Here is a 16,119-nt window from a genome sequence, read left to right on the forward strand (position 1 = left end):
TCCAGCCCCCCGCACCCGCTGACGGGACCATCAAGAATGGAGTGCCCGTGTCGACGGCATCCCAGGTCGCCACGCACGTATCCCCGGCCGATCCGGCCCACCCCTCCGTAGGAGCGGCCACCTCGCTCCTGGACGCCTACACACCGGGCGACCACTTCCTCGCCACGCCCGAACGCACCCTGCTCGCACGCGGAGCGGCACGCCAGGTGCCGCACGACGAGAGACCGCTGACCCGGCGGGTGGAAGCCACCCTGGCCGAGGCCGTCGCCGCCGGTCAGGAAGCGCCCGTCGTGATCGGCGCCATCCCCTTCGACCACACGGCGCCCTCCGCGCTCACCGTCCCGGCCTCGGTGCGCACCGCCCCGCCGCTCGCCTCCGACCCGCTCATCGCACTGCCCGCCGCCCTCTCCGCCGCCACGGACTGGCGGATACGGCCGGTCCCCGAGCCCGAGGTGTACGGGGCGGGCGTCGCCTCCGCCGTGGCCCGGATGTGGCGCGGCGAGTTCAGCAAGGTGGTGCTGGCCCGCACCCTGGAGCTCACCTCCGGCGCCCCGCTCGACCTGCCCGCGATGCTCCAGCGGCTGGCCCGTCGCGACCCCTCCGGCTACACCTTCGCCCTGCCGACCGGGCCGGACCGCACCCTGATCGGCGCCAGCCCCGAACTGCTCGTCTCCCGCCGGGGCAAGCAGGTCGTCGCCAACCCGCTCGCCGGGTCGACCCCGCGCAGCGAGGACCTCGCCGAGGACGTCCGCCGGGCCGCGACGCTCCTGGAGTCCGTCAAGGACCTGCACGAGCACGCCGTCGTCGTGGACGCCGTCCACCAGGCGCTCGCCCCGCACTGCACCGAGCTGACCGTCCCGCCCCGGCCGACACTGATCCGCACCGCCACCATGTGGCACCTGTCCACCACGGTGACCGGCACCCTCGCCTCCCCCGACACCTCGGCGCTGGAGCTGGCGACCGCGCTGCACCCGACGCCCGCCGTGTGCGGTACGCCGACGCAGACGGCCCGTCAGATCATCGCGGAGACCGAGCCGTTCGACCGCGGCTTCTTCACCGGTGTCGTCGGCTGGGGGAACGCCGACGGCGACGGCGAATGGGTCGTCACGATCCGCTGCGCCGAGGCCGAGGAGCGTACGCTGCGCCTCTACGCCGGAGCGGGCATCGTGGCCGCCTCCGAGCCCGAGGCGGAGACCGCCGAGACCGCGGCCAAGTTCCGCACCTTCCTGAGCGCCGTGGGAGCCGAGCTGTGAGTACGCAAGCGGCGCCGACCTGGCCCGCCGAGTTCGCCGAGAAGTACCGGGCGGCCGGGTGGTGGCGCGGGGAGACCTTCGGCGAGATGCTGCGGCAGCGCGCCGAGGAGCACCCGGACCGGATCGCGATCGTCGACCCGGTGGCCGGGAGCCGGTGGACCTACGCCGATCTCGACCGGCGGGCCGACCGGCTGGCGGCGGGCTTCCTCGCCCGGGGCATCGCCAAGAACGACAAGGTGGTGGTGCAGCTCCCCAACATCGCCGAGTTCTTCGAGGTGATCTTCGCGCTGTTCCGGATCGGCGCGCTGCCCGTCTTCGCGCTGCCCGCCCACCGCGAGACCGAGATCGCCTACTTCTGCGAGTTCACCGAGGCCACCGCGTACATCATCGCGGCCGAGCACGGCGGCTACGACTACCGGGAGCTCGCGGCCAGGACCCGCGCCCACGTGCCCACGCTGAAGCACGTGTTCGTCGCCCAGGGCGACCCGGGTGACTTCGAGGCGCTGGCCGAGGTGGCCGGGGAACCGGTCGGCTACGGCGGGCCGCGCCCGGACGACCTGGCCTTCCTCCAGCTCTCCGGCGGCAGCACCGGCGTACCGAAACTGATCCCGCGCACCCACGACGACTACATCTACTCGCTGTGGGGCTCCAACGAGATCTGCGGGGTCGACGAGAACAGCGTCTACCTGGTCGTGCTGCCCGCCGCCCACAACTTCCCGCTCTCCTCCCCCGGTTCGCTCGGCACGCTGTACGCCGGAGGGCGCGTGGTGCTCTGCCCGCAGCCCTCGCCCGAGGTGGCCTTCCCGCTGATCGAGCGCGAGGGCGTGACCATCACCGGCCTGGTGCCGCCGCTGGCCCTGCTGTGGACCGAGGCGGCGCCCGGCAGCGCGCACGACCTCAGCAGCCTGGACGTCCTGCTCGTGGGCGGCGCCAAGTTCAGCGAGGAGGCGGCCCGCCGGGTGCGCCCCGCGCTCGGCTGCACGCTCCAGCAGGTCTTCGGGATGGCCGAGGGGCTGGTCAACTACACACGGCTGGACGACCCGGTGGAGACCGTCGTCACCACGCAGGGGCGGCCCATCTCGCCGGACGACGAGATCCTGGTCGTCGACGACGAGGACCGGGAGGTGGCGCCGGGCGCTACGGGCCACCTGCTGACCCGGGGCCCGTACACCATCCGCGGCTACTGGAACGCCCCCGAGCACAACGCCCGTTCGTTCACCGAGGACGGCTTCTACCGCACGGGCGATGTCGTCCGGGTCACGGAGACCGGGCACATCGTGGTGGAGGGGCGCGCCAAGGACCAGATCAACCGGGGCGGTGAGAAGGTCGCCGCCGAGGAGGTGGAGAACCACATCCTCGCCCACCCGGCCGTCCACGACGCCAACGTGGTGGCCGAACCGGACCCGTATCTGGGCGAACGCGTCTGCGCGTACGTGATCCTGCGCCCGGGTGCCGGTCCGCTGAAGGCCGTGGCCGTCAAAAGGTTCGTACGCGAACGGGGCCTGGCCGCCTACAAGGTGCCGGACCGGGTCGAGTTCGTGGACGCGTTCCCGCAGACGGGGGTGGGCAAGGTCTCCAAGAAGGACCTGCGCGACGCCGCCGCCCGCACCGCCTCCCTCTGACGTCTCCCCCGCACACCCCGCACCTCTCGAACGGAACCCTCTCCACCATGGCCCTGCCCGCCATCACCCCCTACCCCATGCCTGCCGCCGACGAGCTGCCCGCCAACCGGGTCGACTGGACCGTCGACCCGGCGCGCGCGGTGCTGATCGTCCACGACCTGCAGAACTACTTCCTGACGGCGTACGACCGCGAGGCCGCCCCCGTACCCGAACTCCTCTCCCATGTGGCCGAGTTGAAGAAGGACGCGGCGCGCCTGGGCGTCCCGGTCCTCTACACCGCCCAGCCCGGCGGCCAGAGCGCCGAGGAGCGCGGGCTCCAGCAGGACTTCTGGGGCCCCGGTCTGCCCGCCGACGAGCACCTCGCGGCGATCGCGGACGAGGTGGCGCCCGAGGAGGGCGACACCGTCATCACCAAGTGGAAGTACAGCGGTTTCGTCCGCACCGATCTGCTGGAGCGGCTGCGCGAACAGGGCCGCGACCAGATCGTCATCACCGGCGTCTACGCCCACATCGGGGTCCTGATGACCGCGTGCGACGCCTGGATGCAGGACATCCAGGCGTTCGTGGTGGCCGACGCCGTGGCGGACTTCTCGGCCGACGACCACGCGATGGCGCTGCGCTGGGCGGCCGGCAAGTGCGCCGTCGTCACCACCGCCCGAGCCGTCTTCGAAGGGAAGTGACCACTGTGGCCCTGACGCTCGAACAGCTGCGCGCCGATGTCGCCGACATCCTCGGCGAGGAGCCGGAGGAGATCCCGCTCGACGAGAACCTCGTCGACTACGGGCTCGACTCCGTCCGCCTGATGGCCCTGGCGGCGGCCTGGCGCCGCGACCACGGGATCGAGGTGGCCTTCGCCGACCTCGCCGAGAAGCCGGCCCTGGAGGCGTGGGCGCCGCTGCTCGGCGCGACCGGCTGAGCAGGCAGTTCTTCAGAGGGCGGTGCGGACCCGGTGGTACCGGGTCCGCACCGCCCTCTCTCCGTTCCCGCACGTATGTTCCACCATTCCCGCGCTCATGATCCCCGCGCCCCCGGCGCGCGGTGCTACAGTGCGATGAGTACCTGTGGATGCCCCATCGTCGGGCGTCGGTACTGAACCTCTCTTCATTTCTCTCTCCATCGCTGTTGCGCCCGTCCTTTCCCGACCGGCGATCCAGCTTCTTCATCGGCGTCTCCGCGCCGTTTCTCCCGACCGGTGCGGGTGTGACGACACCGCCCGCCGTACGCCGGTCCCTCATGCGCCCTGTCCGCGAAAGGACCCCTCCCATGACCACCACACTGGAACACCCCACCGTCCGCGAACCCCGTCCCGTCCGGGCCGCAGGGCTCCTCGACACCGTCCCGGGCGGCCACGGCCTGCTCCGCGTCCGGGGCGGCCACCCCTCCCCCGACGACATCAAGGTCTCCCCCGCGCTGCTGCGCCGCTACGGCCTCCGCACGGGCGACGCCGTCGAGGGGAGCTGTGAGCGGCCCCGCGTCCTCGCCTCCGTCGACCGGGTCAACGGCCTGGCGCCGCAGGCCCTCGCCGGCCGCGCCCACTTCCGCGACCTGACCCCCGTCCACCCCGCCGAACGGCTGCGGCTGGAGACCCCGAAGGGCGGTCCGGCGCTCCGGATCGTCGACCTGGTCACCCCCGTCGGCAAGGGCCAGCGCGGGCTGATCGTCGCACCGCCCAGGACCGGCAAGACGGTCCTGCTCCAGCAGCTCGCCGCCGCCGTCGCCACCAACCACCCGGAGTGCCATCTGATGGTGGTCCTGCTGGACGAACGGCCCGAGGAGGTCACCGACATGCGGCGCTCGGTGCGCGGCGAGGTGTACGCCTCCACCTTCGACCGGCCCGCCCAGGAGCACATCGCCCTCGCCGGGCTGGCCGTCGAGCGGGCGAAGCGCCTGGTCGAGCAGGGCCGGGACGTGGTGGTCCTGCTGGACTCCCTCACCCGGCTGTGCCGGGCCCACAACAACGCGGCCGGGCGGGGCGGCCGCACGCTGAGCGGCGGGGTGGACGCGGCGTCCCTGGCCGGGCCCAAGAAGCTGTTCGGCGCGGCCAGGGCCGCCGAGGAGGGCGGCTCGCTCACCGTCCTGGCGACCGCCCTGGTGGAGACGGGTTCCCGCGCCGACAACTTCTTCTACGAGGAGCTGAAGGGAACCGGCAACATGGAACTGCACCTGGACCGCTCGCTCGCGGACCGGCGGGTCTTCCCGGCCGTCGACATCGCCCGTTCCGGCACCCGCCGCGAGGAGCTGCTGACGGGCGCCGCCGAGCTGTCCACCGTACGGGCGCTGCGCCGCGCCCTGCACGCCCGGGACGGGCACGGCGCCCTGGAGACGCTGCTGGACAAGGTCCGCCGCACCCCGGACAACGCGGCGTTCCTCCGTCAGGTGCAGCCCACCGTGCCGGGCGCCTAGGGTCTTTCGTTTGGATCAGGCCGGATCGAGGAGCGGGGTCCGGTGCGTGCAGCTGCAAGGCGGAGGCCCTGGCCGAACGGGCCCCGCACGGTGGCCGCGTACCGGATCAGGCGCCGTCCAGGGCCTCCGAGACCAGGGCGCGTGCCTCCTCCTGGACCCGGCCGAGGTGGTCGGGGCCCTGGAAGCTCTCCGCGTACACCTTGTAGACGTCCTCCGTGCCCGAGGGGCGGGCGGCGAACCAGGCGCTGTCGGTGCAGACCTTGAGGCCGCCGATCGCCGCCCCGTTGCCCGGTGCCTCGGTGAGGACGGCGGTGATGCGCTCCCCGGCGAGCGTATCGGCCTTCACCTGCTGCGGGGAGAGCCGGGCCAGGACCGCCTTCTCCTCGCGGGTGGCGGGCGCGTCCACGCGGGCGTACGCCGGGTCGCCGAAGCGGGCGGTGAGCCGGTCGTAGTGCTGGGAGGGGGTGGAGCCGGTGACGGCGGTGATCTCGGAGGCGAGCAGGGCCAGCAGGATGCCGTCCTTGTCGGTGGTCCAGACCCGGCCGTCGCGGCGCAGGAACGAAGCGCCGGCCGACTCCTCGCCGCCGAAGCCGAGGCTGCCGTCGTACAGCCCGTCCACGAACCACTTGAAGCCGACCGGGACCTCCACCAGGGGGCGGCCGAGGTCGTGGGCGACGCGGTCGATCATCGAGGAGGAGACCAGCGTCTTGCCGATGCCGGTTCCGGCGGGCCAGCCCTCGCGGTGGGTGTAGAGGTAGTCGATGGCGGTGGCCAGGTAGTGGTTGGGGTTCATCAGGCCGCCGTCGGGGGTGACGATGCCGTGCCGGTCGGCGTCGGCGTCGTTGCCGGTGGCGATGGTGTACGCGTCGCGCCGCTCGATGAGCGAGGCCATGGCGTGCGGGGACGAGCAGTCCATGCGGATCTTGCCGTCCCAGTCCAGCGTCATGAACCGCCAGGTGGGGTCGGCGAGCGGGTTGACCACGGTGAGGTCGAGCCGGTGGCGCTCCGCGATCCGCCCCCAGTACGCGACGGAGGCGCCGCCGAGCGGGTCGGCGCCGATCCGGATGCCCGCCTCCCGTACGGCGTCCAGGTCGAGGACGGCGGGCAGGTCGTCGACGTACGTGGTCAGGAAGTCGTAGCGGCCGGTGGTGTCGGCGGCCAGCGCACGCGTATACGGGATGCGGCGGACCCCGTCGAGCCCCGCCTCGATCAGGGCGTTGGCCCGGTCCTGAATCCAGGAGGTGGCGTCGGAGGCGGCCGGGCCTCCGTTGGGAGGGTTGTACTTGAAGCCGCCGTCGGCGGGCGGGTTGTGCGACGGGGTGACCACGATGCCGTCGGCCAGGTGCTCGGTGCGCCCCTGGTTGTACGTGAGGATGGCGTGCGAGAGCGCGGGCGTCGGGGTGTAGCCGTCGTCGCTGTCGATCAGGACGGTGGCCCCGTTGGCGGCGAGGACCTCCAGGGCGGTGGTCCGGGCGGGCTCGGACAGGGCGTGGGTGTCGGCGCCGAGGAAGAGCGGGCCGTCGGTGCCCTGCCGGGTCCGGTAGTCGCAGATCGCCTGGGTGGTGGCGGCGATGTGGTCGTCGTTGAACGCGGCGGCGAACGCGGAGCCGCGGTGGCCCGAGGTGCCGAAGGCCACACGCTGGGCGGGGTCGGCCGGATCGGGGTGGCGGGCGTAATAGGCCGTCACCAGCCGTGCCACGTCGACCAGGTCCGCTGACTGCGCCGGCTGCCCGGCCCGTGCGTGCACCATCGGGTCTCCTCTTGCGTCTTCGGTCATCACCGGCCCGGGGGAACGGGCCGCCGTCCCGGGGCGGACGATCACCCCGTTCCGTACCCGATTCTGACGCCTCGCCCGCATCGGTGCGTGACCGGTTCACGCCTTCCTCGTCCCGTGCCCCCGGGGCCGGAGCGGCACCGGGGGCACGGAAGGAGCGGCTCAGCGGCCCTGAAGAGCCTTCACGTTGTCGCCGAAGGTCCAGCCCCTGGAGCCGTCCCAGTTCAGGGACCAGGTCATCAGCCCCTTGAGGGAGCCGTTGTAGTGGTTCCATGCCTGGGAGACCAGCGAGGGGGACATGTGGCCGCCGCCCGCGCCGATCTGGGCGGGCAGGCCCGGGACCTGCCGGTCGTAGGGGACCTTGATGGTGGTGCCCTGGATGACGAGCCCCCGGTTCAGGCAGTCCGTCTGGGCCACGAAGCCCGCGACCGTACCGGCGGAGTAGGAGTCGCCGGAGCAGCCGTACATGCTGCCGTTGTAGTACTGCATGTTCAGCCACCAGAGCCGGCCGTTGTCGGCGTACTTCTTGATGACGGGGAGGTACGCGCCCCAGATCGAGCCGTAGACCACGCTGCCGCCGGTGACGTACGCCGTCTCGGGAGCCATCGTCAGACCGAAGTTCGGCGGCATCGCGGCGAGGACGCCGTCGATGATCCGGATGAGGTTGGCCTGCGACGGGGAGAGCTGGTTGATGTTGCCGGTGCCGACGAGGCCGGTCTCGATGTCGATGTCGATGCCGTCGAAGTTGTACTTCTTCAGGATCGGGACGACGGTCGCGACGAACCGGTCGGCGACCGTGCTGGAGCTGAGGTCGATCCCGGCGGTCGCACCGCCGATGGACAGGAGGAGGGTGAGCCCGGCGGCCTTGGCCTGACACATCTCCGCCGGGGTGGCGACCTTGACGGTGTTGTCCATGCCGTCTTCCCACAGGACGGTGCCGTCGGAGCGGATGACGGGGAAGGCCGCGTTGACGACGTTGTAGCCGTGCTGGGTGATACGGGAATCCGTGATCGGTATCCAGCCGAGCGGCGGGTGCACGCCGTTGGCGGCGCCGTCCCAGTTCTCCCAGTAGCCCTGGAGCACCTTGCCCGCGGGCTTCGACTTGACCGCGCAGGTGTCGGCGGCAGCCCTTGGGGGAGCCTCCGCGGTCTTCGGCGGTACGGCTCCGATCAGCATCGGTACGGCGAGCGCCGCGGCCAGGCCGAGGCCCAGCAGTCGTGAGGTACGGCCCATGGTCCGTAGTCCTTCCTGCCCGGGTCGGCCGCCGACGGCGCGAAGGGTTCGCCCCGACCCGCCCAGTGTCGTGACCCTGTCAAACCGTAGAATGGTCCAGACCTTCGGTCAAGAGGTCTGGACCAAGCCACCGGCGCATCGGCCGGAGACACCGCGGCGGGGTGGGAAGCAGCACAGTCAACTGCTCCGCACCCCGCTCGGCACCGGCCGCGGTCCCTCAACCGCGGCCCGGACCCGGGCCCCTCAGCCCCGGTCGTACGTGTGGAACCCGCGGCCGGTCTTCCGGCCGAGCAGCCCCGCCTCCACCATGCGCTGGAGCAGCGGCGGCGGGGCGTAGAGCGGTTCCTTGAACTCGTCGTAGAGCGAGGCGGCGATGGAGGCCACCGTATCCAGGCCGATCAGGTCGGCGAGCTTGAGCGGGCCCATCGGGTGGGCGCAGCCCAGCTCCATCCCGGCGTCCACGTCGGCGGCGGTCGCGTAGCCCGACTCGGCCATCCGGATCGCGGAGAGCAGGTACGGGATCAGCAGCGCGTTGACGACGAAGCCGGACCGGTCCTGGGAGCGGACCACCGTCTTGCCGAGCACGGAGGTGACGAACTCCTCGGCCGCCGCGACCGTGGCGGGCGCGGTGTGCAGGGAGGGGACGACCTCGACCAGCGGCAGCACGGGCACCGGGTTGAAGAAGTGCAGGCCCAGCACATGGTCGGCGCGGTGGGTGGCCATGCCGAGGCGCATGACGGGGATGGCGGAGGTGTTGGTGGCCAGGATGGCCCCCGGGTCCTCGACGATCTTGTCGAGGGCGGTGAAGACCTCCGTCTTGGCCTCGGCGTTCTCGACCACGGCCTCGACCACGAGCTGACGGTCGGCCAGGGCGTCGAGGTCGCCGGTGAAGACCAGCCTGCCGAGGGCGTCCTCGGCGGACAGCCGGTCCAGTTTGCCGCGCTGCACCGCCCGTTCCAGGGAGACCGCGACCCGCTCGCGGGCCCGGTCGGCGGCGGTGGCGTCGGCCTCGCAGACGATGGTGTGCACTCCGGCGCGGGCGCAGACCTCGGCGATCCCGGCGCCCATCTGGCCGCCGCCCACGACACCGGCCTTCGTGATGCGCGCGCTCATGCCTGGACCACCGGGCGGCCGACGAGGTGGCGGGCGTACGCCTCCGTGGTGAAGAAGGCGGGCAGCTCCTTGGCGAGGGCGGTGCGTTCGAAGAGGTCGCGGACCTGGTCGAGGCGGGCCCAGGGGTAGGTGGCGCCGAGCGCGGCGAGCTCCTCCTCCAAGAGGTGCTCCACGCTCTCGCGGTCCACCGCCTTGTGCTTGAGCCACTGCCAGATCTGGACCCGGGCGATCTCGGCGGTGGCCGCGTCCTCCATGAGGCCGTTGAGGGCGACGGCTCCCTGGCCGTTCAGCCAGGCGTCGTAGTAGCGCAGGGTGACGGCGATGTTGTCGCGCACCCCGGCCGGGGTCGGGCGCCCGGCGGTGCGGCGGACGGCGACGAGCTCCTCGGCGGTGACGTGGACGTCGTCGCGGGTGCGCTCCAGCTGGTGCGGCCGGTCGCCGAGGACTCCGTCGAAGACGGTCCGGCAGACCGGGACGAGGCCGGGGTGGGCGACCCAGGAGCCGTCGAAGCCGTCCTCCGCCTCGCGCTCCTTGTCGAGCCGGACCTTGGCCAGCGCCGCTTGCACGGCCTCCGGGGAGCCGCCGGGGATCTGGGCGGCCATGCCGCCGATGGCGTGGGCGCCGCGCTTGTGGCAGGTGCGGACCAGGAGTTCGGTGTAGGCGCGCAGGAAGGGGGCGGTCATGGTGACCGTCGACCGGTCGGGGAGGACGAAGTCGGGGCGGTGCGCGAAGTTCTTGATCAGGCTGAAGAGGTAGTCCCAGCGGCCCGCGTTGAGGCCCGCGCTGTGTTCGCGCAGCTCGTAGAGGATCTCCTCCATCTCGAACGCGGCGGTGATCGTCTCGATGAGGACGGTGGCGCGGATGGTGCCCCGGGGGATGTCCAGCAGGTCCTGGGCCAGCAGGAACACGTCGTTCCAGAGGCGGGCCTCGTACCGGTTCTCCAGCTTGGGGAGGTAGAAGTACGGTCCGCTGCCCGCGTCGATCTGGCGGCGGGCGCAGTGGAAGAAGTAGAGGCCGAAGTCGACAAGGGCGGCCGGGACGGGCCGGTCGTCGATGACGAGGTGCTTCTCGGTGAGGTGCCAGCCGCGCGGCCGGACCATGATGGTGGCGGGCCGGTCGGTGAGCCGGTACTCCTTGCCGTTGTCGGCGGTGAAGTCGATACGGCGGTCGATGGCGTCGATCAGGGTCAGCTGGCCCTGGACGATGTTCTCCCAGGTGGGCGAGGTGGCGTCCTCGAAGTCGGCCATCCACACCTGGGCGCCGGAGTTGAGGGCGTTGACGGCCATGCGCCGCTCGGGCGGTCCGGTGATCTCCACCCGCCGGTCGGTGAGGCCGGGGGCGGGGCGGGCGACCTGCCAGTCGGGGTCGGTGCGGATCGACTTGGTGGCGCGGGAGAAGTCGAGCGGGGTGCCGCCGCGCAGGAGCGAGGAGCGGCGGCGGCGCTCGGTGAGCAGGTCGAAGCGGCGGGCGGCGAAGGCCGCGTCGAGCCGGGCGATGAAGTCGAGGGCCTCGGGGGTGAGGACCTCGTCGTGGCGGTCCCCCGGTATGCCGAGGACCTGGACGCGGCCGGTCGTGACAAGGGTGGTCATGCGGGTCTCCTCAGCGGGGTGTGGGCGGGGACGGGATCGGGTCCCGGTCGCGGGGGCGGTGGACCCCCCGCGACCGGCCGGGACTTCTAGTGGAACTGCTCCTCCTCCGTCGACCCGGTCAGTGCCGTGGTCGAGGAGGCGGGGTTGATGGCGGTGGAGACCTGGTCGAAGTAGCCGGTGCCGACCTCGCGCTGGTGCTTGACGGCGGTGAAGCCCTGCGCCTGGGCGGCGAACTCCCGCTCCTGGAGGTCGACGTAGGCGGTCATGCCCTGCTCGGCGTAGCCGCGCGCCAGGTCGAACATCGCGTGGTTGAGGGAGTGGAACCCGGCCAGGGTGATGAACTGGAAGCGGTAGCCCATCGCGCCCAGCTCCCGCTGGAACTTGGCGATCTGGTCGTCGTCCAGCGCCGCCCGCCAGTTGAAGGAGGGCGAGCAGTTGTACGCGAGCATCTGGTCCGGGTGCTCGGCGTGGATCGCCTCGGCGAACTCGCGGGCCTGGGCGAGGTCCGGGGTGCCGGTCTCGACCCAGATGAGGTCGGCGTACGGGGCGTAGGCGAGGCCGCGCGAGATGACCGGGGCCATGCCGTTCTGGACGCGGTAGAAGCCTTCGGCGGTCCGCTCACCCGTGATGAACTGCGCGTCGCGCTCGTCCACGTCGCTGGTGATGAGGTTGGCGGCGAGTGCGTCGGTGCGGGCCACGATCAGGGTCGGGACGTCCGCGATGTCGGCGGCGAGGCGGGCCGCGTTGAGGGTGCGCACATGCTGGGCAGTGGGGACGAGGACCTTGCCGCCGAGGTGGCCGCACTTCTTCTCGGAGGCGAGCTGGTCCTCGTAGTGGATGCCTGCCGCACCGGCCTCGATCATCGCCTTGGTGAGCTCGAAGGCGTTGAGCGGGCCGCCGAAGCCCGCCTCGGCGTCGGCGACGATCGGGGCCAGGTAGTCGGTGGTGTCACCGGCGTCCTCGGCGGTGGCGATCTGGTCGGCGCGCAGCAGGGCGTTGTTGATCCGGCGGACCACGCTCGGCACCGAGTTGGCCGGGTAGAGGCTCTGGTCGGGGTAGGTGTGACCGGCCAGGTTGGCGTCGGCGGCGACCTGCCAGCCGGAGAGGTAGATGGCCTGGAGCCCGGCCTTGACCTGCTGGACGGCCTGGCCGCCGGTCAGCGCGCCGAGGGCGTGGATGTAGTCCTGCTCGTGGAGCTGGCGCCAGAGCCGCTCGGCGCCGCGCCGGGCGAGGGTGTGCTCTTCGCGGACGCTGCCGGAGAGCCGGACCACGTCCTCGGCGCTGTAGGTGCGCTCGATGCCCTTCCAGCGGGGGTCGCTCGCCCACCGCCGCGCCAGCTCTTCCGCCGTCGTCCTTGCCTGCGCCATGGCGTTACTCCCGAAGTCGTGTGGGTCGATCGTGTGAACGGTGCGAAGTCCGCGTCACTGAGTGACGCGCCTTCTGGGTGCGGCCCACCGGACCTCCGAGGTGGAACGGTAAGCAATGCGCCCGGCGGACCGGTCCGGATTCCCGAGGAGTACGACGTCAGGGCGTGAAATCGTGCTCGGTACCCCGGCCCGGAGCCGGTGTCCGGTGGGCCGCTGGAACAACTCTGGCAGTGGCACTGAGTGCCATCAACCGGGGACGCATGCCAAGTTCTGCGAATCTTTCCGTGCACTTTGCCAAGGTTGCGAAGGCACCCGGGGGTCGTATCGCGGCTAATGTTGCCGACATGTGGACCACGGCTCGAAAGGCTCCGGCATGAGCAAGACCTACGCGGGCGCGCGGCTGCGCAGGCTGCGCGAGGAGCGCGGGCTGAGCCAGGCGGAGCTGGCCCGGATGCTGGCGATCTCGCCGAGCTATCTGAACCAGATGGAGCACGATTCGCGCCCCCTCACCGTGCCGGTGCTGCTCCGGCTGACCGAGGCGTTCGGGGTGGACCCCGGCTTCTTCTCGGAGCGGGACACCACCCGGGTGCTGGCGGATCTGCGCGAGGCGCTCGCGGACGAGGTCGGCGCGGCGCGCGTCTCGGCCGCCGAGCTGTCCGAGCTGGTCTCCCGGCTGCCGGGCGTCGCGAACGTGCTGCTGGACCTGGGGCGGCGCAACCAGGAGCTGGCCGGACGGCTCGCGGAGGCCGCCGAGCTGCGGGGCGGCGGCGGACCCGAGCTGCCGCGCTCGCCGCACGAGGAGATCCGCGAGTTCTTCTACCGGCGGCAGAACTATCTGCACGAGGCGGACCTGGCGGCGGAGGAACTGGCGGCGGAGATCGGGGTGCGCCCCGGTGAGGTCGTACGGGCGCTGTCGGCCCGGCTCGGCGAGCGGCACGGCATCCGGCTGGCCACCGCCGACGACCGGCGGGGCGGGGCCGGGGGCGCGCCGGGGGGCCGCCGTCCGGCCCGGCAGCCGGGTGACGAGGGCCGCGGGGGCACGGACACCGGCCGGCTGCACCACTTCGACCGGGACGCGCGGGTGCTGTATCTCTCCAGCCGACTCCGGCCCGGGCAGCAGGCGTTCCGGATGGCCACCCAGCTGGCGCTGCTGGAGTACGGCGGGGAGATCTCGCGGCTGGCGTCGGAGGACTACGACGAGGGGTCCGCGGTCTGGCCGCTGGCCCGGATCGGGGTCGCCAACTACGTCGCGGGCGCGCTGATCCTCCCGTACCGCGCCTTCCACACGGCGGCGGAGGAGGTCCGGTACGACATCGAGCGCCTCACCGACCACTTCGGGCTCGGTTACGAGACGGTCTGCCACCGGCTCTCCACGCTCCAGCGGCCCCGGCTGCGCGGGGTGCCGTTCTCCTTCGTCCGGGTCGACCGGGCCGGGAACATGTCGAAGCGGCAGTCCGCGACCGGGTTCCACTTCTCCCGCGCGGGCGGCACCTGCCCGCTGTGGAACGTGTACGAGGCGTTCGCCGCCCCCGGCCGTATCCACGTACAGATCGCGGCCATGCCCGACGGGCAGCGCTATCTGTGGACCGCGCGGGCGGTGACGCGCCACCGGGGCGGCTGGGGCGAGCCCGGCAAGACGTTCGCGATCGGGCTCGGCTGCGAGATCCGGCACGCGGGGCGGCTCGTCTACTCCGACGGGCTCGACCTGGACAACGCCTCGGCCGCCACCCCGATCGGGATGGGGTGCCGGATCTGCGAGCGGCTGGACTGCCCGCAGCGGGCGGTGCCGCCGCTGGGGCAGCCGCTGGCCATCGACGAGAACAGCAGCACGTTCGTGCCGTACCCGGTGAAGGGGGCGCCGCCCGCGTAGGCGCGGTGGCCGCCCCCCTTCACCGGCTCCGGTCAGGAGTAGCGCAGGGCGATCGTGTCGCCCACGTTGATCACCTTGTTGCGGGTGGCCCCGGCGAAGGCCGAGCCGTCGGTCGACACCTTCCAGGTCGCCGAACCGGCGTTGGCCTTGCCGTTGACGGAGGTGATGGTGCCCGTCCCGGAGGAGGGGACCACGGAGGTGACGCACCCGGCCGGGGTGGAGGCGGTCGACGCGGCGGCCAGGACGGTGCCGAGGTCGGTCGTGGTGCCGGTGGGGGTGAAGGCCACGTTGCAGACCTTCAGGGTGCCGGTCCCGTCGTCCACGGTGAGCGCCAGCTTCGTCGCCGTACCGGAGGTGAATCCGCTCGCCGCGACCCACTGGGGCGCGCCGGAGGTGACCGGGGTGGGCGGGGCGGCGGTGAAGCCGCCGCCCGCGACGGCGCGCAGGGCGTCGGTGGAGGAGTAGGCGGACGGGGAGGTGTCCGAGGGCTGGTACTTGAAGCCGCCGCCGGGGTTGAACTGGTGGGCGATCAGGAAGTCGATCGGGGTCTTGTTCATCGGGGTGAGGAAGTCGCCGGTCTGCGGGTTGATCCCGCAGGCGTTGAGGCCGGAGACGGCCCAGCCGTTGGAGCTGGTGTTGAAGCCGTACATGGCGTTGAAGGCGCCGGTGGCGTTGACCAGCTTGCTCTTGAGGAACGCCTTGGCCTGCACGATGTCGGGGTCGGTGTTGGGAACGCCGGAGACGCAGAGCGCGGCCATCGAGGCGCCCGTCATGTCGATGTCGCCCGGCTTGTTGAGCTCGGTCGGGTTGCCCTCGGCCTTGCTGTAGGCCCAGCCGCCGTCGTTGTGCTGGTTGGCCCGGACCCGGGCGACGATCTTGTCGACGAGCGCCTGCGGTACGCGCTGGCCGCCCGCCTGGGTTCTGGCGCCGCCCAGCGCGAGTGCGGCGAAGACCGTGCCGTTGTAGTTGGCGGACGGGCCGAAGTAGCCGGCCTCGGCGTTCTGCCAGTAGCCGTAGATGTCGGCGATCAGGTTGCGGGAGGCGGAGACCCGGGCCGGGTCGATCCCGGCGGCGTACGCGTTGAGCGTGCCGCGCTCGAAGTCGGTGACGACGGGGGTGGCGGAGGGCCAGCCGGGGGTGGCCAGCAGGTTGCGGTAGACGGTGCGCGCGTTCTTCGTGGTGTCGCCGCCGGGCGTCACGTCCACGGCGGCCGTCCCGGCGGCGGCGAACGCGCTGAAGGCCCACTCGTTGGAGAGCCCGGAGCCCGCGTACGAACCGTCGGCGGCCTGGAGGGACTTGAGGTAGGCCACCCCGTTGGTCTTCGAGGTGGCGATCTGGGCGGGGGTGGAGGTCGCGGCGGCGGGCAGCGCCGTGAGGACGAAGGCCCCCAGGGCGGCGGGCACCACGAGGGCGATGCGACGGGACGTACGGGAGGTGACAGAACGGGGCATGTGCCTGCTCCTGGAGTGAGGGGCGCACGGCACCGCCCGCCCCCGCGTCCGCACACGGGGCAGAGGTGGGTGGCCGACGCCCGAACGCGTGGGTACGGCTTCGCTGGTACAGCTGCCAGCAGGGCATTCGGGCTCGGGAGCGGCCCCCTGCCGTCCCCACACCGCTGCGCGTCAGCCCCGGATTCGCACCGGGTTCCCCCTCGTGGCAGGCCAGGACGCTACCCGAGGCGGCAGGGGCGCGCCAGGGACGGCCGGGGGCGCGCGGGAGGCGCGGAGGCGAGGAGACGGAAACCACCTTGACGGTCTCTTCGAGAGCGTGTTCCAATCCGCCTGATAAGCACTCAGCCCCAGGGGAAGCCGGTCGAAGTCCGGCGCTGACCCGCAACCGTGGGCCCGTCACCGTACGGGCGAGCCGGAATGCCTGGGGCCAGGAATTCCAGCGAG

General features: G+C 72.2%; 12 protein-coding genes and 2 riboswitches. Of the genes, 6 read left to right on the top strand and 6 right to left on the bottom strand.

Annotated features, from left to right (window positions below):
* The first annotated feature begins 47 nt into the window (after nt 1-47).
* The 5 genes from B7C62_00855 (at nt 48) to B7C62_00875 (ending at nt 5,278) form a co-directional block, all read left to right on the top strand.
* Nucleotides 48-1,253: an isochorismate synthase gene (locus tag B7C62_00855; GenBank protein ID ARF70963.1), complete on the top strand. Its 1,206-nt coding sequence runs from the start codon at nt 48-50 to the stop codon at nt 1,251-1,253.
* A complete protein-coding gene (locus tag B7C62_00860; protein ID ARF70964.1) occupies nt 1,250-2,875 on the top strand; it encodes a (2,3-dihydroxybenzoyl)adenylate synthase in 1,626 nt (541 codons plus the stop codon). Before B7C62_00855 ends, B7C62_00860 begins: the two co-directional genes overlap by 4 nt.
* Before the next feature lie 47 nt (nt 2,876-2,922).
* Nucleotides 2,923-3,555, top strand: coding sequence for an isochorismatase (locus B7C62_00865; GenBank protein ARF70965.1), 633 nt, complete (start codon nt 2,923-2,925; stop codon nt 3,553-3,555).
* Nucleotides 3,552-3,791: an isochorismatase gene (locus B7C62_00870; protein ID ARF70966.1), complete on the top strand. Its 240-nt coding sequence runs from the start codon at nt 3,552-3,554 to the stop codon at nt 3,789-3,791. The genes B7C62_00865 and B7C62_00870 overlap by 4 nt, the downstream gene beginning before the upstream one ends.
* Before the next feature lie 317 nt (nt 3,792-4,108).
* The gene (locus B7C62_00875; protein ID ARF76916.1) at nt 4,109-5,278 is read left to right on the top strand and encodes a transcription termination factor Rho; all 1,170 of its coding nucleotides are present in this window, start codon (nt 4,109-4,111) and stop codon (nt 5,276-5,278) included.
* 106 nt (nt 5,279-5,384) lie between these two features.
* On the opposite strand, the gene B7C62_00880 is transcribed toward B7C62_00875, so the two are convergent.
* The 5 genes from B7C62_00880 to B7C62_00900 form a co-directional block, all read right to left on the bottom strand.
* Nucleotides 5,385-7,028 carry a phosphoglucomutase, alpha-D-glucose phosphate-specific gene (locus B7C62_00880; protein ID ARF70967.1) on the bottom strand — a complete coding sequence of 548 codons (1,644 nt, stop codon included), beginning with the start codon at nt 7,026-7,028 and terminating at the stop codon, nt 5,385-5,387.
* Nucleotides 7,029-7,214: 186 nt separating this feature from the next.
* Nucleotides 7,215-8,285 (bottom strand): chitinase, encoded by a 1,071-nt coding sequence (locus B7C62_00885; protein ARF70968.1) that lies wholly within the window; start codon nt 8,283-8,285, stop codon nt 7,215-7,217.
* A 243-nt stretch (nt 8,286-8,528) separates the two neighbouring features.
* Nucleotides 8,529-9,398 (bottom strand): 3-hydroxybutyryl-CoA dehydrogenase, encoded by an 870-nt coding sequence (locus tag B7C62_00890; protein ARF70969.1) that lies wholly within the window; start codon nt 9,396-9,398, stop codon nt 8,529-8,531.
* Entirely contained in the window at nt 9,395-10,987 is a 1,593-nt protein-coding gene (locus tag B7C62_00895; protein ARF70970.1) for a malate synthase A, read from the bottom strand. The genes B7C62_00890 and B7C62_00895 overlap by 4 nt, the downstream gene beginning before the upstream one ends.
* 86 nt (nt 10,988-11,073) lie before the next feature.
* Nucleotides 11,074-12,354, bottom strand: coding sequence for an isocitrate lyase (locus B7C62_00900; GenBank protein ARF70971.1), 1,281 nt, complete (start codon nt 12,352-12,354; stop codon nt 11,074-11,076).
* Nucleotides 12,355-12,727: 373 nt separating this feature from the next.
* Here B7C62_00900 and B7C62_00905 point away from each other — a divergent pair, with 373 nt between their 5' ends.
* Nucleotides 12,728-14,224 carry a Cro/Cl family transcriptional regulator gene (locus B7C62_00905; GenBank protein ID ARF76917.1) on the top strand — a complete coding sequence of 499 codons (1,497 nt, stop codon included), beginning with the start codon at nt 12,728-12,730 and terminating at the stop codon, nt 14,222-14,224.
* A 32-nt stretch (nt 14,225-14,256) separates the two neighbouring features.
* Here the strand turns inward: B7C62_00905 and B7C62_00910 are convergent, their stop codons facing one another.
* The gene (locus tag B7C62_00910; GenBank protein ID ARF70972.1) at nt 14,257-15,675 is read right to left on the bottom strand and encodes a hypothetical protein; all 1,419 of its coding nucleotides are present in this window, start codon (nt 15,673-15,675) and stop codon (nt 14,257-14,259) included.
* Nucleotides 15,676-15,796: 121 nt separating this feature from the next.
* Nucleotides 15,797-15,876: riboswitch (cobalamin riboswitch) on the bottom strand.
* Nucleotides 15,877-16,026: 150 nt separating this feature from the next.
* A riboswitch (cobalamin riboswitch) is annotated at nt 16,027-16,097 on the top strand.
* The last annotated feature ends 22 nt before the right edge of the window (nt 16,098-16,119 follow it).

Origin of the sequence: Kitasatospora albolonga (genome assembly GCA_002082585.1) — a bacterium.
Taxonomy (GTDB): domain Bacteria; phylum Actinomycetota; class Actinomycetes; order Streptomycetales; family Streptomycetaceae; genus Streptomyces; species Streptomyces stephensoniae.

Bases quoted from the DNA above. Each gene is read 5' to 3' on its own strand.
- B7C62_00865 (ARF70965.1), top strand. From the start codon at position 2,923: ATGGCCCTGCCCGCCATCACCCCCTACCCCATGCCTGCCGCCGACGAG.
- B7C62_00875 (ARF76916.1), top strand. From the start codon at position 4,109: ATGCGCCCTGTCCGCGAAAGGACCCCTCCCATGACCACCACACTGGAA.
- B7C62_00880 (ARF70967.1), bottom strand. From the start codon at position 7,028: ATGGTGCACGCACGGGCCGGGCAGCCGGCGCAGTCAGCGGACCTGGTC.
- B7C62_00885 (ARF70968.1), bottom strand. From the start codon at position 8,285: ATGGGCCGTACCTCACGACTGCTGGGCCTCGGCCTGGCCGCGGCGCTC.
- B7C62_00890 (ARF70969.1), bottom strand. From the start codon at position 9,398: ATGAGCGCGCGCATCACGAAGGCCGGTGTCGTGGGCGGCGGCCAGATG.
- B7C62_00895 (ARF70970.1), bottom strand. From the start codon at position 10,987: ATGACCACCCTTGTCACGACCGGCCGCGTCCAGGTCCTCGGCATACCG.
- B7C62_00900 (ARF70971.1), bottom strand. From the start codon at position 12,354: ATGGCGCAGGCAAGGACGACGGCGGAAGAGCTGGCGCGGCGGTGGGCG.
- B7C62_00905 (ARF76917.1), top strand. From the start codon at position 12,728: ATGAGCAAGACCTACGCGGGCGCGCGGCTGCGCAGGCTGCGCGAGGAG.
- B7C62_00910 (ARF70972.1), bottom strand. From the start codon at position 15,675: ATGCCCCGTTCTGTCACCTCCCGTACGTCCCGTCGCATCGCCCTCGTG.